Raw genomic sequence first — 17,097 nt, forward strand, 5'->3', positions numbered from 1 at the left:
AGAACTCATGCCTGACATGCCTCCATGAGCGCAGCCGTGACATGCTGCGCCCCCTGCCCGTCGGTTATCCGCGAGGCCGCCTGACTCATCCGCGCCAACGCCATATCGGTTGCCAGATGCGCCAGGCTGGCGGGCAAGGCGGGGATTGCCGCGAGGTCGCCGATGAGTTCGGCAGCCCCGCAGTGGTGCAGCGCCCTTGCACCAGACCATTGATTTTCTGCCAGAACCACCAGCAGGGAAGGCACACCCAGGCAGCAGCGCTCCCAGGCAGTTCCGCCGGCCGCGCCGATAGCCAGGTCACAGTCTGCCATGCGCCGGGCCATGTCATCGACGCCGACCAGCACCTGCGTTGGCCACGGCATCCTTGCCGCCTGCCCCCGCACGGCGTCCAGCCAGGGGGCGTTGCCGCCCATGATCACGGAAATGCTGCAGTCCTCGGACAGTGGGCAAGTGCCCAGTGCATCGAGCAGAAACCCTGTCGCGTTGGGCTGATCCACCCCCCCCATGCTGATCAGCAGATGACGCAGCGCGGGTCGTTGACGGCGCCGCAGACTGTAATCACGCCACCGGGCGAACTCCGGGCGCAGCAGGGCATAACGCGGTCCGGTCAAGCGAACGCAACGAGCCGGGAGCAGCCCCGCATAGTCCTCAGGCCGACGCCCCAGGTTCTGATCGAGCAGCAGATCGCAGTCGTGCGCCCGGTCGGCCAGATCGTCGACCACCAGCAGGCTGCGGCAGAGCGCCCGCAATGGCGTCTCCCAGCGAACGTCCAGGGCATAGTGATCGACCACCAGCCAGTCCGGCTGCAACACCTGCAGGATGGGTGTACAGGCCCGCACATCCTGCTCCTGTGTCGCCCCCAGCCAGCTGCGGTGGGCCACGCTCGCCTCCGGGGTCAGCTCATCCGGCTCGGGCGGCAGCTCATGGACCACGTAACCCAGGCCGCGAACCCGCTCGATGAGATTTCCCGCATGCGCACGGCAGATGAAATGACACTCGGCTCCCTGCGCCCTCAGGGCATCAGCCAGAGTCAGGCAGCGCATCACATGACCACTGCCGATCTGCAGGGACGCATCCGCACGGAAAGCGACTCTCATGACATCAGTGGCCCGTCTGCGCCTGCATGACCTTGAACAGCCATTCGGCGCGCTCCCAGTCTTCGTCGGTGTCGATGTCCTGTACACGGTGGCGAGGCAGCAGCACCGGGACCGAGTCGGCACCGAAGATCAGCCGGCCCTCGCGCCAGGCGTCGGCCTGCCCCCAGTAGAACTGGCCGGCATCATGGTAGGCCTCTTCGAGGTCCTGGGAGCGGGTAGCGAAATGCTCCGGATTGAACATGGCGACACGCCCCTGAGCGGTGATGCGAATCGCCCGCTGGATGGGAAAGGCGTAGCTGGTGACCGAGAAGGCATAGGAGCAAGCGTTTTCCTGCAACAGCAACAAGCCACGGCGGATGTCTTCAGCAGTCACGAAGGGGGCGGTCGCGTACAGGCAGCAGACCTCCTGCGGAACGCTTCCTTGGCTGGCGAACCACTCGAGCGCATGACGGATGACCGGGATGGTCCCCGTATGGTCATCCGCGAGTTCGGCGGGGCGCATGAAGGGCACGGAGGCCCCATGCAACCGGGCGACCTCGGCGATCTCGGTGTCATCGGTGGAGACCACCACCTGGTCGAAGCAGCCACTGGCCAGGGCAGCCTCGATCGACCAGGCGATCATCGGCTTGCCGCAGAAAGGTCTGATGTTCTTGCGCGGGATGCGCTTGCTGCCGCCACGGGCCGGAATGACCGCGATTTTCATGGAGCAAGCGCCTTGCGCAGGGCCGCAATGACCTCGTCCTGCTGGGCATCGGTCAGGGTCTGGTACATGGGCAGGCTGATGGCTTCGCGGTAGTAACGCTCAGCCTCGGGAAAATCACCTACCCTGAAGCCCTGCGCTTCGTAGAAGGGCTGGGTATGCACCGGAATGTAGTGCAGGTTCACCCCGATACCCTGCTCGCGCAACGATTCGAACACCTCGCGGTGGCTGACCTCGAGGCTATTCAGGTGCAGACGGATCACATAGAGGTGCAGCCCCGAATAGCCATCGGGGTGCTGCCAGGGTGTGGCGACCGGCAAGCCGGCCAGAAGCTGATCGTAACGAGCAGCCAGTTGGTGACGGCGAGCCACGTAACGATCCAGGCGCTCCAGCTGGCTGACCCCCAGGGCCGCCTGCAGCTCCGTCATGCGGTAATTGAAGCCGAGATCGATCTGCTGGTAGTACCAGGGGCCGTCCGCCTCATGGGTCATGCGCGACGGCTCGCGGGTGATGCCGTGGCTGCGCAGCAATGCCATGCGTTCAGCCAACGCAGCATCGTTGGTCAAGGCCATGCCGCCCTCGGCGGTGGTGATGATCTTCACCGGATGGAAGCTGAATACGGTGATGTCGCTGAAGCGGCAATTGCCGATGAACTCACCCCGGTAGCGGCCGCCAATGGCATGTGAAGCATCCTCGATGATGCGAAAGCCATAGCGCTTGGCCAGCCGGTGGATGGCCTGCATGTCGCAGGGCTGGCCGCAGAGGTGTACGGGCACCACGACCTTGGGCAGCCGGCCCAATCGCTCGGCCGCTTGCAGCTTCTGCTCCAGCGCTTGGGGGCAGAGATTGTAGGTGCGCGGGTCGATATCGACGAAATCCACTTCCGCGCCGCAATACAGCGCGCAGTTGGCCGAAGCGACGAAGGTGACGGGGCTGGTCCAGAGCAGGTCGCCGGGGCCCAAGCCAAGAGCCAGGCAGGCGATATGCAGGGCCGAGGTGGCACTGTTCACCGCCAGCGCATGCGCGGCCCCGACATGTCCCGCCACCGCCTGCTCGAAGCGTGGCACCATCGGCCCCTGGGTCAGGAAGTCGGACTGCAGCACCTGCACCACCGCCTCGATGTCCGCCTGGGTGATGTCCTGACGACCGTAAGGGATCATGGCTCAGATACTCCCGATCTTCTCGCGGTTCTGCTCGATCCAGGCCTGCAGCGCGGCATCGCTCATCCACTCGGTATTGCTGTCGCTGGCATAGACGAAGCCCTCGGCGACCTTCTGGCCATCCTTGATGCGCTTGGGACAGCTGGCCCAGTCGTTGATCGCGGGCAGAATCTTGAAATGCTCGGGGTACTCGTAGGTGTAGTAGGAGTCCTCGGCGCTGATCATCTGCTCGTGCAGCTTCTCTCCCGGTCGAATGCCGACGACTTCCTGGCGGGCCTGTGGCGCCACCACGCGAGCCAGATCGGTGACCTTCATCGAAGGGATCTTCTTCACGTAGATCTCGCCGCCTTCCATGTCCGCGAAGGCATGCCAGACCAGCTCGACGCCCTCCTCCAGGGAGATCATGAAGCGGGTCATGCGCTCATCGGTGATGGGGAGCACACCCTTGTCCCTGATCGACATGAAGAACGGGATGACCGACCCCCTGGAGCCCATCACATTGCCGTAGCGCACCACCGCAAAGCGCGTTTCATGAGCACCGGCGTAGGAATTGCCGGCAACGAACAGCTTGTCCGACGCCAGCTTGGTGGCGCCATAGAGGTTGGCCGGGCTGCTGGCCTTGTCGGTGGACAGCGCGACAACGCGCTTGACACCCTTGTCGATGCAGGCATCGATCAGGTTCATGGCACCGATGATGTTGGTCTTCACGCACTCGAACGGATTGTATTCCGCCGTGGGCACGATCTTGGTGGCGGCGGCATGCACCACATAATCCACGCCGTCCAGGGCCCGGTACAGGCGCTCGCGATCACGCACATCACCTATGAAGAAACGGATGCGTGGGTCGCCCTGAAACTGCTTGGCCATTTCCCACTGCTTCATCTCATCGCGGGAATAGATGATTACCCGGCGCGGGTTGTACCTGGCCAGGATCATCGGCACGAAGGTATTGCCGAAAGATCCCGTACCGCCGGTGATCAGGATGGATGAATTGTCGAACATGCTGGATACCTTTGTTGAAACCCGCGATCAGCTTCGCAGACGTAAACGATAGGGCGCCGGAGTCAGCCTGAGATAAGCGAGCGACTTCCACAGCAGGATCAGGAAGAACGCCAGGCACAGCCCTGAGGGAATGGCGATAGCAGGCCAATGTAGCGAGAAAAGCCAGGTGGAGGGAATAAAGGCAACCAGCCCGGCGATATGGCTGTGAATGATAGAGCGGTCCCTGCTCTGCGCATACAGGCCATAGTGGGGAACCATGCCGAGGCAATGCAGCAAGGTCGCCAGCAGGATCCAGGGAAAAATCCCCTGCTGCTCGAGATAGACCGCTCTACCCAGCCATACCAACAGCGGCTCGATGGCCAGCAGGGCGACAAGGCAGAAGCTGATCGCGACGATGCCTGTCTGCAGCAGCAGCGCCCTGAATTCCTGACGATAAACGGCGGTCAGCTGTTGCTGATAGGCCGCGATCATTCGCGGATAGCTGAAGGCGAATACCCCTGCATCCAGAAACGACACCATGGCATTGGCTAGGCCGGCAAACAGTACATAGGCCCCCAGTACTTCGAGCCCCGCCAAGGCTTCGAGCCAGTATCGATCCAGTATGAACATGGCCCGCAGCGCCAGGGTCGCGAGTAAAAGCGGGAGCGCCACCCGAATTCCCAGCCGTACCCAGGCCCAGTCGACGGGCCGCCGCCAGCCTCCGATGCGCAGGGTCGCCAAGCGCCAGACGGCCAATAGCAGGGCCGCCAAACCGCCGAAGGTCCAGGCCAGCAGCACGGCATCGAGGCTGCGCAGCGCCTCATCGATGGCCATCAGCGGAACCAGAACCAGGGCCCAACACCCCGAGCGCAGGAACAGGGTCAGGCCCGCCAGCAGGGGCTCGGATACCGCCACCAACAGGCGCATCAGCTCCTGATTCAGATGCTCCAGCACCAGCAAGGCCATGAACCATCCCGCCAGATGCCAAGGCAGTATGCCCAGGGCGAACAGCAGCAACAGGAGCGGCACGAACAACAGATAGAGCCAGGTAGTGAGAGCGCCCTGGCTCTTCAGCAAGCCACCCCACTCGCCACGCTCATGCTTGAGAATTTCACGGGTCGAGAAGGTATAGAAATCCAGCCCCAGCAGGTAGAGGGCGTAGCCAATGGTCGCGACCACCAGGCCATACAGCCCGAGCTCGGCAGGCTCGAGAAAGCGCGCCAGGAAGAAGATCAAGAGGAACTTGCTGGCCAGAGTCAGGCCGCGCAACGCCATATTGAACAGACGGGCCAGACTGCGAGTTGTCATCAAACCTTGGGCCTGCTGGACAAAGAGAGGAATCGACCGGACGCTCTGGATACGCTGAGGTCTCGACCCCGAACGATACATGACCAAGACCGTCCGGCTGCAGACAGGAGTCCCACGCTCAACGTGCCTCCACCTGCAGGTTCTCCCACGCGGAACGCCAGGACGCCAGCCAGCGACAGTCCTCGAGACGCAGGGTGGGCGCGTTGTACTCGGCGCCGAACCATCCGATATAGCCAGCCGCCGCCAGAGCCTTCAGGGCAATGAAGAAATCCACCCGCGCAGTGCCGGGAGCGCCGCGCCCCGGGCAGTCGGCGAACTGCACATGGCCTATGCGTCCTTTCAATAAGTCGATACCCGCCGCGGCATCCAGCTCCTGGCGGGCAAGGTGGTAGAGATCCAGCTGAGCCAGGCAATTGGGATGCCCCACCTGCCGTAGCAGCTCATCCAGCTGCTGCGGTGTGTTGATGAGGAAACCAGGCATGTCCAGGGGATTGATGGCCTCGCATAGCACCTGGATACCCAGGGCATCGAAGGCCTGCGCGGCCAGGCGCAGATTATCCACCAGGGTGTGCAGCGCCTCGGCGCGACTGATCCCATCAGGCAAGCGCCCTGCCAGCACATTGACACAGGCCGGGCGAACCACTGCCGCGTAGGCCAGAGCCTCCTCCAGAGCGAGCCGGAACGCCTCACGCCGGGACGGCACGGCAGCCAGCCCAGCCCCCCCTTGCATCAGGTCTGCAGCAGGTAGATTGATCAGTACCAGTGGCATCCCGGCGCGCGCCAACGACTCCTGTAGCTGCAGCGCCGGCAGCTCGTAGGGAAACTGGATCTCTACGCCATCGAAGCCCATGGCTGCGGCGGCCTGAGGCCGCTGGATCAGTGGCAACTCGGTAAACAGAAGAGAAAGATTGGCGCTGAGCCTCATGAGACTGTCTCGCGAAACAGCTGGATCAGGGTCGCCGGGTCATGTTCGAGATGCCCCTGAATACCATGCAGACGCATCAACTGGGCGGCCAGCCCGCTCATTGGCGTCGCTCCACCCTGCTCACGAGCCAGCCTTACAGCGGTATCCAGGTCCTTGAGCAGCGTGCGGACATGCCACTTGACCGGTTCAAAGCGAGCCTCGGCCATCTGCGGGGCGAGGATCTGCAGAGGCCTGGAGTCGGCGAAGCCACCCGCCAGCGCCTCGGCGATCAGTCCCGCATCGACCCCCGAACGTTGCGCCAGAGCCACCACCTCGGCAATCACCAAGGCATTGCAAGCGACCAGCATCTGGTTGCAAACCTTGGTCACCTGGCCGGCGCCCACCTCACCCATGCGCGTCAGCCGCTGCCCCAGGTGACGCAGGATTGGACGCACACGCTCGATGTCATCGGCGCGCCCGCCCGCCATGATGGCAAGGGTTCCGGCTTCGGCACCAGGCGTGCCCCCGGAAACCGGGGCATCCACCCAGCGCATGCCACCAAGAGCCTCCAGCTGGGCAGCCATTTCCCGAGTGGCGGCGGGTTCCAGGCTGGAAAAATCGACCAGCAGCTGCCCCGAATGAGCCCGCTGGGCGATACCCTCTGGACCGAATACTACCTGCCTCACGGCTGCCGTATCGGCCAGACACAGGAACACCAGATCGACGCTGGCACAGAGCTCACCGGGAGTCTCCGCCAGGAGTGCCCCGGCCTCGACCAGGGAGGAGCACTTTCCCCTGGTCCTGTTCCAGACGGTCAGCGGATAACCGGCTGCGAGCAGACGATGAGCCATCGGCAGGCCCATCAAACCAATGCCAATGAATCCGAGCGAGGGCTGTCGAGGCACGACGGGCTCCAGAACTGATTGCGGAGCGGCATTGTAACGTCGTCCCGACAAAAGCAAAAAAGCCGGTCATTCGACCGGCTTTCCATGACGCGACAGCTTCAGTTGACGCTCAAACGGTCGCGATTCTTCTCCAGGGTTGCCGGACCGATACCCTTGACCTCGAGCAACTCATCCACCGAGGCGAAAGGGCCATTGTTGTTGCGATGGTCGACAATCGCCTGGGCTTTGGCTGGCCCTATGCCAAGCAGCCCGGCCTCGAGAGTGGCCACATCGGCAGTATTCAGATTGACCGAACTGGCGGCCGGCTGCACCTGCTCCGCCGGAGCCACTGCAGGCTTGGCGCTCTCGGTGGCCATGGCATTGAAGGACAGGCAGGAGGCACAGGACAACAGCAGGACAGCAAGATGCTTCTTGAGCATGACGAAAACTCCTTTTCATGGATGGGTGCGCGTACTTCCCGACACGCCCATGAAAAGCTAGCCACCCGCTCGTCAGCGTCAAATCGCCACTACTTGGGTTCTGTGCGGCGCTGCACATGCATCCAGTCGACTATTTCACCTTCCGGAACATATCCGCTCACGGTCTCCCGCAACAACTGCCGCACCCTGTCGTAGTCATCCCGCTGCAGAGCCCCGAGCATGTCCTCGAGCACGTCTCGCATGACCTCCCAGGAAAGGCTCTCCTCGCTGGCCCGCATGATCATCGGGTGACAGGTCGGGCTGACATTGTCGCCAATCAGCAACTCCTCATAGAGCTTCTCGCCCGGGCGCAACCCAGTGAACTGGATTTCGATATCGCCCTGCGGATTACGCTCAGTGCGCACACTGAGTCCGGACAGGTGGATCATCTTCTCGGCAAGGTCGAGGATTCTGACCGGCTGCCCCATGTCCAGCACGAAAACCTCCCCCCTGCCCCATGGCGCCAGCCTGGATCACCAACTGCGCAGCCTCGGAAATAGTCATGAAGTAACGGGTGATGGACGGGTGCGTCACGGTAACCGGCCCGCCACGCTTGATCTGCTGACGGAACAACGGGATAACCGAGCCGGAAGAACCAAGAACATTGCCGAAACGCACCATGGTGAAGTGCGTCTTGTTGACCTGATGCACCCCACTCGGATCACCGAACAGCACTGGCGCAGGCTCTCCGCTCAGTGCCTGCAGCACCAGCTCGGCCAGACGCTTGGTACTGCCCATGATATTGGTCGGACGAACTGCCTTGTCCGTGGAGATCAGCACGAAATGCTCGACCCCTGCCTTGAGCGCCGCCTGTGCCGCACTCAGGGTACCCATCACGTTGTTGCGCACCCCCTCGGCGATATTGTGCTCGACCATGGGCACATGCTTGTAGGCGGCCGCGTGGTAGACCGTGTCGACTCCCCAGGCGCGCATCACCTCCAGCAACTGCTCCTGGGATCGAACAGAGCCGAGAATGGGGATCAGCCGGATGGGCAAGGACTCGCGGCGTATGCTGGCCTCCAGCTCGCCGTGGATGCTGTAGAGATTGAACTCGGCATGCTCGAACAGCACGAGGGTTCTGGGCTGGCTGCCGAGCAACTGGCGACACAGCTCCGAGCCGATCGACCCGCCCGCGCCGGTCACCATGACCACCTTGTCGCGAATACAGCGTTCAAAGAGTTCGACCTGGGGCGGAACGGCATCGCGCCCGAGCAGGTCGGCGATATCCACCTCCTGGATATCGTCGACGCGCACCCGCCCGCTGGCGAGATCCATGATGGCCGGCACCGAGCGGATATGCAGCGGGAAAGACTCCAGGTACTGGAGGATTTCCTTGCGGCGCGCACGGCTGGCCGAAGGGATGGCCAGCAGAATCTCCTGGCAACCGGTTTCATTGATCATCTGGGCGATGTGCTTGGGCTTGTAGACCTTCAGCCCGGCGATCACCCGGGTGGCGATATTATCGTCGTCATCGATGAAGGCCACCGGACGCATCGAGCGCCCCATGCGCAGCGCAGCAACCAACTGGTTGCCAGCTGTTCCCGCACCATAGATGGCCACACGGGGAAGCCCGTCATCCTTGGCCACCAGGCTCATGACCGCGCGCACGTTGAACCAGTCGCCCATGAAGTACTGGCGCATCAGCAGGCGCAGCCCACCCGCCAGCAACAAACTCAGCCACCAGTAGTTGAATACCAGTGAGCGCGGCACCACGGCTGGAACGTTGCGGTTCCAGTACACCACCAGCGCCAGCAGCAGGGCCGACACGGTGACCGCCTTGAAGATGGTCACCAGAGCATCGTTGCCGAGGTAACGCAGTACCGCACGGTACATACCGGAACGGATGTAGATGGGTATGGCGATCAAGGGCGCTGCCGCGAACAACCAGAGGTGATCGCCCAGAGGGTTGATCAGCTTGTCCGAACCCAGCCGAACCCAGAACGCCAGCCACAGCGCCCCCCAGCACAGCAGGATATCGGCGCTGACCTGCAACAGACGCTTGTAACGACGCGGCCAGCTCACCAGCCAAAGGCGCAAATTCATAGGCTCCATGCCCCGAAAAATGTCAGACAACCACTACTCTGCGAGACCTGCACGGTATTTCAGCGCCAACCAGATCAACGGCGCATAGGCCAGGGGAACAACCAGCCAGGCATCTCCATTCAGCGCCACCCACAGCGCGAGGGGCAGCAGCCAGAGCAGATTGATCAGCGCGACAGCGGCGGTCACCGGCAAATGTCGCCCCAGCGAACGGGTCGCATGCTGATAGGCGTGACTGCGGTGTGCCTCGTAGACTTTCTCGCCACGCCAGAAACGGCGCAGCAAGGTGATACTGGCATCCACCAGAAACACCCCCAGCAGGATAACCCAGGCGCCAAGCAGCTGCGGCTCTAGCCAGGCCATCTGCAGGGAAACCAGACCGAGCATCAGGCCGAGGAAACCACTACCGGCATCCCCCATGAAGATCTTTGCCGGCGGCCAGTTCCAGAGCAGGAAGCCTCCTGCTGCCGCTGCCAGCACCGCCGGCAGCAGGGCAGCCTGCCAGTTACCCAGCACACCACAGAGCAACCCGGCGGCGGCGCAGGTGGTGACCGCCTCGATACCGGCAATCCCGTCTATGCCATCCATGAAATTGTACAGATTGAGTAGCCATACCAGGTACAGCAGCCCCAGCGGCATACCTAGCCAGCCCAGCTGCACAGCCGTGTCACCCAGCTGTAACGGCGGCAAGCCGCCCAACCAGTAGAGCCCCCAGCCAGCTGCCAGGAAATGTACCAACAGGCGCCAGCGTGCCGGTACATGGCCGTGATCGTCGAGAAAACCGATCAGGGCAACCAGCCCCCCCCCACCCAGCAGAGCGACCGCATGCTCAGGCTCGACCAGCCCCTGGAACAGGAATACAAGTAGCGCCAGCATGAAGCTCAGCACTATGGCCATACCGCCGCCGCGCGGCGTAGGCACACTGTGGGAACTGCGCTGGTTGGGCATGTCCAGAATATTGCGGCGCAAGGCGTAATGACGCATGCCGCCGGTAACGCCCCAGGCAAACAGCAGCACCGTGATCAGAAGCATTGCCGGCATCAGCATGTCTTGCTCCTCATGAAACCTGCAGCAGTCTGTAACAATGCCTGCCGAGCCGGCACGGGTGGATTCCAGCCCAATAACCTACGGGTCTTGCTTATATCGACCTGAAGGGAACCATACAGCCGCTGAATCAATGCCTCGCGCCCGAGCAACTGCAATGCCCGACGCAGTGCCGCCGCCCAGGGCAAGAGACGGGCAGGCTTGCCCATCGCGCCCCCCAGACACCGAAGCAGGTCGCTTGTCGAAAGGTCTTCGCCGTCGCTGACCAGGAACACCTGGTTGGCTGCGGCCGGGTGCTCGATACAGTGACACAGCAAGTCGACCAGATTCTCCAGGGCCACCAGGCTGCGGCGATTGTCGATGCCTGCCAGCGGCAGCGGTAAGCCGCGGTCCAGCCAGTTCAACATACTGAGGAAATTGGCTCTCACCCCAGGCCCATGAACCAGCGGCGGACGGATGATCACGACCTCCATGCCGGTCTCTCGGGCGATCTGCAGCAATCCCTGCTCGGCCTCGTACTTGGAGATACCGTAGGGATCATTGGGTGCCGGCGCGTCATCCGCCCGGAAGGGCACGCCAGGACGACTCTCCTCGCCGTTGACCTTGATCGAGCTGAGAAACAGGAAGCGCCTGACCCCGGCAGCGGCAGAGGCCCTCGCCAGCGCCAGGGTACCGAGCACATTGACTCGACGAAACTCGGCCAGCGGATCGTCCGCCCGTTCGCGCATCACATGAACACGGGCGGCGGCATGCACCACAACCGAGATGCCTTGCTGCTGCAACGCCTCGAACCGGCACTCCTCGAGGTTGCCCAGTTGCAGGCAAGCAACGCCGCCAACCGCCATGGGGCCGCCCTCGCGACGCACGCCAGCGATGACTTCTATTCCAGGCTCCTGACTGAGCCTCGCTAACAAAGCACTTCCGACAAAACCGGAGGCCCCTGTCACAAGCACCCGTTTCATGGGTAAGCACTCACTGGGATGATTATTCAGGTTGCCATTGTGCCCAAGAAGCAAACGGCAGGGGGAACGAGCAAGATGCGACCGGAATCACTCCGGCGCTGAGGTGCGGCGCAAACGCAGCGAGCCGAGCTTTCTGCGACCTGCCAGCCAGAGCCCCAGCAGAGTGGAACTAAAGGCCCCTAGCAGGAAGGCGACGATCAGCAGAATGGAGAAAGGTAATTGCGGGGTAATCCAGTGCAGGAAATGAAACTGCGACTGCTGAGGGTTCTGCAGGATCAGCAGAATGACCGCGAGACCGACCAGCATCAAGGCCAGGAACAGCAACAACCTGCCCACACGACTCAGCACGAATAGCTCCGGACTTTCAACAGGTATTCACTCATCTTCGTTGACGCGATCGCGCAGTTCCTTGCCAGGCTTGAAGTGCGGCACGTACTTGCCATCCAGCCGCACCGACTCGCCGGTCTTGGGATTGCGTCCCACGCGCGGCGCACGGTAGTGCAGGGAAAAGCTGCCAAAGCCGCGGATCTCGATGCGATCACCGGTAGCCAGAGCCTGGGACATCTGCTCTAGCATGGTCTTGATCGCCAGCTCCACGTCCTTGGAGGACAGTAGCCCCTGGTGACTGACAATACGCTCGATCAACTCCGACTTGGTCATGGTTTTCCCTTCTTTTTCAAGCGGCTAGATCATCTAGTAGGGTGTTTTTAGCACGCCCGCCAGGCTTTGGATAGTCCGAATGTCAAGAGGGGATGATGATTGGCGCGGAAACGAAAAAGGGCGACCGAAGTCGCCCTTTTTCCAGCTGAAACCGGAACTTAGTTCTGGTTCATCTGGGCACGGATCAGATCACCGATGGTGGTCGGACCAGTGGTCTCGGCTTCCTGCTTGTTACGCAGCTCTTTCATCGCATCCTTCTCGTCTTCGACGTCTTTGGACTTGATGGACAGGCTGATAACGCGGGACTTGCGGTCGATGCTGATGATCTTGGCTTCGACTTCGTCGCCTTCCTTCAGCACGTTGCGGGCGTCTTCGACGCGGTCGCGGCTGATTTCGGAAGCCTTCAGGATGCCTTCGATGTCGCCACCCAGGCTGATCACGGCGCCCTTGGCGTCCACTTCCTTGACGGTACCGCGCACGATGGTGCCTTTCTCGTTCAGGGAGGCGTAGTTGGAGAACGGATCGTCTTCCAGCTGCTTGATGCCCAGGGAGATGCGCTCGCGCTCCGGATCAACGGAGAGGATGACGGTTTCCAGCTCGTCGCCCTTCTTGAAGCGGCGTACGGCTTCTTCGCCCACTTCGTTCCAGGAAATGTCGGACAGGTGAACCAGACCGTCGATGCCGCCGTCCAGACCGATGAAGATACCGAAATCGGTGATCGACTTGATGGTGCCGGAGATCTTGTCGCCCTTGTTGAACTGGCCGGAGAAGTCTTCCCACGGGTTCGACTTGCACTGCTTGATACCCAGGGAGATACGACGACGCTCTTCGTCGATGTCCAGAACCTGAACTTCCACTTCGTCGCCGACCTGAACGACTTTGGACGGATGGATGTTCTTGTTGGTCCAATCCATCTCGGACACGTGCACCAGGCCTTCCACGCCCTCTTCCAGCTCGGCGAAGCAGCCGTAGTCGGTCAGGTTGGTGACTTTGGCGGTAACACGGGTGCCTTCCGGATAACGGGCCTTGATGGCGACCCACGGATCTTCGCCCAGCTGCTTCAGACCCAGGGAGACGCGGTTGCGCTCGCGGTCGTACTTCAGGACCTTGACGTCGATCTCGTCGCCAACGTTGACGATCTCGGACGGGTGCTTGATGCGCTTCCAGGCCATGTCGGTGATGTGCAGCAGGCCATCTACGCCGCCCAGGTCAACGAACGCACCGTAGTCGGTGAGGTTCTTGACGATACCTTTGACCTGCTGGCCTTCCTGCAGGGATTCCAGCAGAGCTTCGCGCTCGGCGCTGTTCTCGGCTTCCAGCACGCTGCGACGGGAAACGACAACGTTGTTGCGCTTCTGGTCCAGCTTGATGACCTTGAACTCCAGCTCTTTGCCTTCCAGGTGGGTGGTATCACGCACCGGACGGACATCGACCAGGGAGCCCGGCAGGAACGCGCGGATGCCGTTGACGTCAACGGTGAAGCCGCCTTTGACCTTGCCGTTGATAACGCCCTTGACCACTTCTTCAGCGTTGAACGCAGCTTCCAGAACCAGCCAGGACTCGGCGCGCTTGGCTTTCTCGCGGGACAGCTTGGTTTCACCGAAGCCGTCTTCCACAGCGTCCAGCGCAACGTGGACTTCGTCACCGACCTTGATGGTCAGCTCGCCTTGTTCGTTGAAGAACTGGTCGAGCGGGATGACGCCCTCGGACTTCAGGCCGGCATGTACGGTGACCCAGTCACCGTCGATGTCGACCACGATGCCGGTGATGATGGCACCCGGCTGCATGTCGAGGGATTTCAGGCTTTCTTCAAAAAGTTCTGCAAAGCTTTCGCTCATGTTGATTCCTGTTGATCAAGGGCGGGGATTCGCCCAAACCACACTCCAGACAATGTGGGTTCGTTCATGTAAAAAGAGGCCTGCGGGACTGTGACTGGTCTCCCGCCTGCCTCCTTGCGAGCCTTTCGACTTAAGTCAGCCGTGGCTCAATTACCCGCGAGATCACGATTGGCGACCTCGCTGAGAATTCTTTCCAGCACCTGCTCGATGCTCAGCTCGGTGGAATCCAGCTGAATGGCGTCAGCCGCCGGCTTCAGCGGAGCCACGGCGCGCTGCATGTCGCGCTCATCACGCGCACGAATCTCGTCTAGCAGACTCGTCAGGCTAACACCTTCCACCTTGCCTTTCAACTGCAGGTAGCGGCGACGGGCCCGTTCCTCGGCGCTGGCGGTCAGGTAGATCTTCAGCGGCGCGTCCGGGAACACCACGGTGCCCATGTCGCGACCATCGGCCACCAGGCCCGGTGCCTCGCGGAAGGCGCGCTGACGCTGCAGGAGCGCCTCGCGCACCGCCGGCAACGAAGCGACCATGGAGGCACCGGCACCGACCTGTTCATTGCGGATGGCGTCGGTGACTTCCTCGCCCTCGAGGATGATGCGCTTGTCGATGAACTGCACGTCCAGGTGGGCGGCCAGTGTCTTCAGCGCTTCCTCGTTGGTCAGGTCGATGCCGTGATTACCGGCGGCGAAGGCCAGCAGGCGATAGAGCGCGCCGGAATCCAGCAGCTTCCAGCCCAGCTTGGCAGCCAGCAGGCCGGCGACGGTACCCTTGCCCGAGCCGCTCGGTCCGTCGATGGTGATCACCATGGCGCTCATTTGCCCTCCTCCGCCACGCGGATGCCGGCACTGGCGGCCAGGCCGAGGAAGTTGGGGAAGGAAGTGGCGACGTTGGCGCAGTCGTGGATGCGGATCGGTGCCGTGGCGCGCAGCGAGGCGACGCTGAAGGACATGGCGATGCGGTGGTCGCCATGGCTCCACACCTCGCCGCCGCCGATCGGACCGCCCTCGATAATGATGCCGTCCGGGGTCGGCTCGGCTTTCACGCCCAGAGCGATCAGGCCGTCGGCCATCACCTGGATGCGGTCGGATTCCTTCACGCGCAGCTCCTCGGCGCCGCGCAGCACGGTGCGACCTTCGGCACAGGCAGCGGCGACGAACAGCACCGGGAACTCGTCGATGGCTAGCGGCACCAGGTCCTCGGGGATGTCGATACCCTTGAGCTTGGCCGCGCGCACGCGGATGTCCGCCACCGGCTCGCCGCCGACTTCGCGCTGGTTTTCCAGGCTCAGGTCGGCGCCCATCAGCTTGAGGATGTCGATCACGCCGGTACGGGTCGGGTTGATGCCGACGTGCTCCAGCACCAGCTCGGAACCCTCGGCGATGCTGGCGGCGACCAGGAAGAAGGCAGCCGAGGAGATGTCAGCCGGCACTTCGATATGAGTGGCACTGAGCTTGTGGCCGGACTCGACGCTGGCGACATTGCCATCGACCGCTACCGGATAACCGAAGCCGCGCAGCATGCGCTCGGTGTGGTCGCGGGTCGGCGCCGGCTCGGTCACGCGGGTCTCGCCGGCGGCATACAGGCCGGCCAGCAGCAGGCAGGATTTGACTTGGGCGCTGGCCATAGGCATTTCGTAGCTCATGCCGGTCAGGCGCTGGCCACCGCGAATGGTCAGCGGCGGACGGCCTTCAGGACCGGTCTCGATCACCGCGCCCATCTCGCGCAGCGGCTTGGCCACGCGGTTCATCGGGCGCTTGGACAGCGAAGCGTCGCCGGTCAGCACGGTGTCAAACGGCTGTGCGGCCAGCAGACCGGAGAGCAGGCGCATGGAGGTACCGGAGTTGCCCAGGTACAGCGGGCCGGGCGGCGGCTTGAGGCCATTCAGACCCACACCATGGATGGTCACCTTGCCATGATGCGGACCTTCGATCACCACGCCCATGTCGCGGAAGGCCTGCAGGGTGGCCAGGGCGTCCTCGCCTTCGAGGAAGCCCTCCACCTGGGTCACGCCTTCGGCCAGCGAGCCGAGCATGATCGAGCGGTGCGAGATGGACTTGTCGCCCGGTACGCGGATGCGGCCGGAGAGGGAGCCACCGGGATTGGCGAGGTAGATCAGGTCGTTCGAGTGCATGGCGTCCACATAGGCCCTGCGGGCCAGGATTTTGCTGAAATGCTCGCGGGCATGCCGGGCGCGGGTGAACACGCCGAGCAACTGATGCCCGTCCCCAGCGTCGACCGCGCCGCGCAGGGCGTCGAGGTCGTCGCGAAATGCGTCGAGGGTGCGCAGCACCGCCTCGCGGTTGGCGAGGAAGATGTCGTGCCACATCACCGGGTCGCTGCCGGCAATCCGCGTGAAGTCGCGGAAACCGCCGGCGGCGTAACGGAAGATCTCCAGGTTCTCGCTGCGCTTGGCCAGCGAGTCAACCAGGGTAAAGGCCAGCAGGTGCGGCAGGTGGCTGGTGGCGGCCAGCACCTGGTCGTGGTGCTCCACCTCCATGTGCTCCACATCGGCACCAAGGGCGCGCCAAAGTCGGTCGATCAGCGCCAGCGCCGCTGCATCGGTGGAGGCCTGCGGCGTGAGGATCACCTTGTGCCGACGGAACAGCTCGGCATTGGAGGCTTCCACCCCGCTCTGCTCGGAGCCGGCGATCGGATGGCCGGGCACGAAGCGCGCCACCTTGCCATCGAAGGCCAGGCGCGCCGCGCGCACCACATTGCCCTTGGCGCTGCCGACGTCGGTGAGCACCGCATCACCCAGTTCCAGCTTGGCCAGTTGGCCCAGCAGCTTTTCCATGGCCAGGATAGGCACCGCCAGCTGGATCACCGCAGCGCCCTGACAGGCGGCCGCCAGCTCGGTTTCGCAGCGATCGACCACGCCCAGCTCCACGGCCAGGCGGCGCGACTCGGCATCCAGATCCACGCCCACCACTTCGTCGAACAGCCCCTTCTCGCGCATGCCCTTGGCGAAGGAGCCGCCGATCAGGCCGAGCCCCACCACCACCAGGCGGCCGAGTTTGCCCAGCGCGTGTTGCAGCGGCAT

General features: G+C 62.9%; 15 protein-coding genes and 1 pseudogene. All 16 read right to left on the bottom strand.

All coding sequences use genetic code 11. The features are described 5' to 3' along the window. Positions 1–5 precede the first annotated feature (5 nt). The 16 genes and pseudogenes from pseG to AAG092_RS04510 all read right to left on the bottom strand — a co-directional run bounded on the left by pseG (position 6) and on the right by AAG092_RS04510 (position 17,097). Positions 6–1,097, bottom strand: a complete 1,092-nt coding sequence (gene pseG / locus AAG092_RS04435) for a UDP-2,4-diacetamido-2,4,6-trideoxy-beta-L-altropyranose hydrolase (RefSeq protein WP_373388709.1) — start codon at positions 1,095–1,097, stop codon at positions 6–8. Positions 1,098–1,101: 4 nt separating this feature from the next. Then, positions 1,102–1,800 carry a pseudaminic acid cytidylyltransferase gene (gene pseF, locus AAG092_RS04440; RefSeq protein WP_373388710.1) on the bottom strand — a complete coding sequence of 233 codons (699 nt, stop codon included), beginning with the start codon at positions 1,798–1,800 and terminating at the stop codon, positions 1,102–1,104. Then, a complete protein-coding gene (gene pseC / locus AAG092_RS04445) occupies positions 1,797–2,957 on the bottom strand; it encodes a UDP-4-amino-4,6-dideoxy-N-acetyl-beta-L-altrosamine transaminase (protein ID WP_373388711.1) in 1,161 nt (386 codons plus the stop codon). Before pseC ends, pseF begins: the two co-directional genes overlap by 4 nt. Before the next feature lie 3 nt (positions 2,958–2,960). Then, positions 2,961–3,959 (bottom strand): UDP-N-acetylglucosamine 4,6-dehydratase (inverting), encoded by a 999-nt coding sequence (gene pseB / locus AAG092_RS04450; protein WP_373388712.1) that lies wholly within the window; start codon positions 3,957–3,959, stop codon positions 2,961–2,963. Positions 3,960–3,986: 27 nt separating this feature from the next. After that, positions 3,987–5,246, bottom strand: coding sequence for a lipopolysaccharide biosynthesis protein (locus AAG092_RS04455; RefSeq protein ID WP_373388713.1), 1,260 nt, complete (start codon positions 5,244–5,246; stop codon positions 3,987–3,989). A gap of 118 nt (positions 5,247–5,364) precedes the next feature. Then, positions 5,365–6,171, bottom strand: a complete 807-nt coding sequence (locus tag AAG092_RS04460; RefSeq protein ID WP_373388714.1) for a hydroxypyruvate isomerase family protein — start codon at positions 6,169–6,171, stop codon at positions 5,365–5,367. After that, positions 6,168–7,055, bottom strand: a complete 888-nt coding sequence (locus AAG092_RS04465) for an NAD(P)-dependent oxidoreductase (protein WP_373388715.1) — start codon at positions 7,053–7,055, stop codon at positions 6,168–6,170. Before AAG092_RS04465 ends, AAG092_RS04460 begins: the two co-directional genes overlap by 4 nt. 98 nt (positions 7,056–7,153) lie before the next feature. After that, positions 7,154–7,474: a ComEA family DNA-binding protein gene (locus AAG092_RS04470; protein WP_373388716.1), complete on the bottom strand. Its 321-nt coding sequence runs from the start codon at positions 7,472–7,474 to the stop codon at positions 7,154–7,156. A gap of 89 nt (positions 7,475–7,563) precedes the next feature. After that, a pseudogene (locus AAG092_RS04475) lies at positions 7,564–9,556 on the bottom strand (polysaccharide biosynthesis protein). Positions 9,557–9,589: 33 nt separating this feature from the next. Further along, positions 9,590–10,600, bottom strand: coding sequence for a glycosyltransferase family 4 protein (locus AAG092_RS04480; protein ID WP_373388717.1), 1,011 nt, complete (start codon positions 10,598–10,600; stop codon positions 9,590–9,592). Continuing rightward, a complete protein-coding gene (locus tag AAG092_RS04485) occupies positions 10,594–11,559 on the bottom strand; it encodes a UDP-glucose 4-epimerase family protein (RefSeq protein ID WP_373388718.1) in 966 nt (321 codons plus the stop codon). The genes AAG092_RS04480 and AAG092_RS04485 overlap by 7 nt, the downstream gene beginning before the upstream one ends. Before the next feature lie 87 nt (positions 11,560–11,646). Continuing rightward, the gene (locus AAG092_RS04490) at positions 11,647–11,907 is read right to left on the bottom strand and encodes a LapA family protein (RefSeq protein WP_373388719.1); all 261 of its coding nucleotides are present in this window, start codon (positions 11,905–11,907) and stop codon (positions 11,647–11,649) included. 27 nt (positions 11,908–11,934) lie between these two features. Next, a complete protein-coding gene (gene ihfB, locus AAG092_RS04495) occupies positions 11,935–12,219 on the bottom strand; it encodes an integration host factor subunit beta (RefSeq protein ID WP_110681915.1) in 285 nt (94 codons plus the stop codon). Between the two features lie 158 nt (positions 12,220–12,377). Continuing rightward, positions 12,378–14,057, bottom strand: a complete 1,680-nt coding sequence (rpsA, locus tag AAG092_RS04500; protein WP_110681914.1) for a 30S ribosomal protein S1 — start codon at positions 14,055–14,057, stop codon at positions 12,378–12,380. Positions 14,058–14,203: 146 nt separating this feature from the next. After that, on the bottom strand, positions 14,204–14,872 hold the full coding sequence (cmk, locus tag AAG092_RS04505) for a (d)CMP kinase (RefSeq protein WP_373388720.1): 669 nt from the start codon (positions 14,870–14,872) through the stop codon (positions 14,204–14,206). After that, positions 14,869–17,097: a bifunctional prephenate dehydrogenase/3-phosphoshikimate 1-carboxyvinyltransferase gene (locus AAG092_RS04510; protein WP_373388721.1), complete on the bottom strand. Its 2,229-nt coding sequence runs from the start codon at positions 17,095–17,097 to the stop codon at positions 14,869–14,871. Before AAG092_RS04510 ends, cmk begins: the two co-directional genes overlap by 4 nt.

The organism is Pseudomonas alcaligenes, assembly GCF_041729615.1.
GTDB classification, from domain to species: Bacteria; Pseudomonadota; Gammaproteobacteria; order Pseudomonadales; family Pseudomonadaceae; genus Aquipseudomonas; species Aquipseudomonas alcaligenes_B.

Coding starts and splice junctions, on each gene's coding strand:
- AAG092_RS04485 (WP_373388718.1), bottom strand. CDS start 11,559: ATGAAACGGGTGCTTGTGACAGGGGCCTCCGGTTTTGTCGGAAGTGCT.
- pseG (WP_373388709.1), bottom strand. CDS start 1,097: ATGAGAGTCGCTTTCCGTGCGGATGCGTCCCTGCAGATCGGCAGTGGT.
- AAG092_RS04460 (WP_373388714.1), bottom strand. CDS start 6,171: ATGAGGCTCAGCGCCAATCTTTCTCTTCTGTTTACCGAGTTGCCACTG.
- pseF (WP_373388710.1), bottom strand. CDS start 1,800: ATGAAAATCGCGGTCATTCCGGCCCGTGGCGGCAGCAAGCGCATCCCG.
- cmk (WP_373388720.1), bottom strand. CDS start 14,872: ATGAGCGCCATGGTGATCACCATCGACGGACCGAGCGGCTCGGGCAAG.
- AAG092_RS04480 (WP_373388717.1), bottom strand. CDS start 10,600: ATGCTGATGCCGGCAATGCTTCTGATCACGGTGCTGCTGTTTGCCTGG.
- ihfB (WP_110681915.1), bottom strand. CDS start 12,219: ATGACCAAGTCGGAGTTGATCGAGCGTATTGTCAGTCACCAGGGGCTA.
- AAG092_RS04455 (WP_373388713.1), bottom strand. CDS start 5,246: ATGACAACTCGCAGTCTGGCCCGTCTGTTCAATATGGCGTTGCGCGGC.
- AAG092_RS04510 (WP_373388721.1), bottom strand. CDS start 17,097: ATGCCGCTGCAACACGCGCTGGGCAAACTCGGCCGCCTGGTGGTGGTG.
- AAG092_RS04470 (WP_373388716.1), bottom strand. CDS start 7,474: ATGCTCAAGAAGCATCTTGCTGTCCTGCTGTTGTCCTGTGCCTCCTGC.
- pseC (WP_373388711.1), bottom strand. CDS start 2,957: ATGATCCCTTACGGTCGTCAGGACATCACCCAGGCGGACATCGAGGCG.
- pseB (WP_373388712.1), bottom strand. CDS start 3,959: ATGTTCGACAATTCATCCATCCTGATCACCGGCGGTACGGGATCTTTC.
- rpsA (WP_110681914.1), bottom strand. CDS start 14,057: ATGAGCGAAAGCTTTGCAGAACTTTTTGAAGAAAGCCTGAAATCCCTC.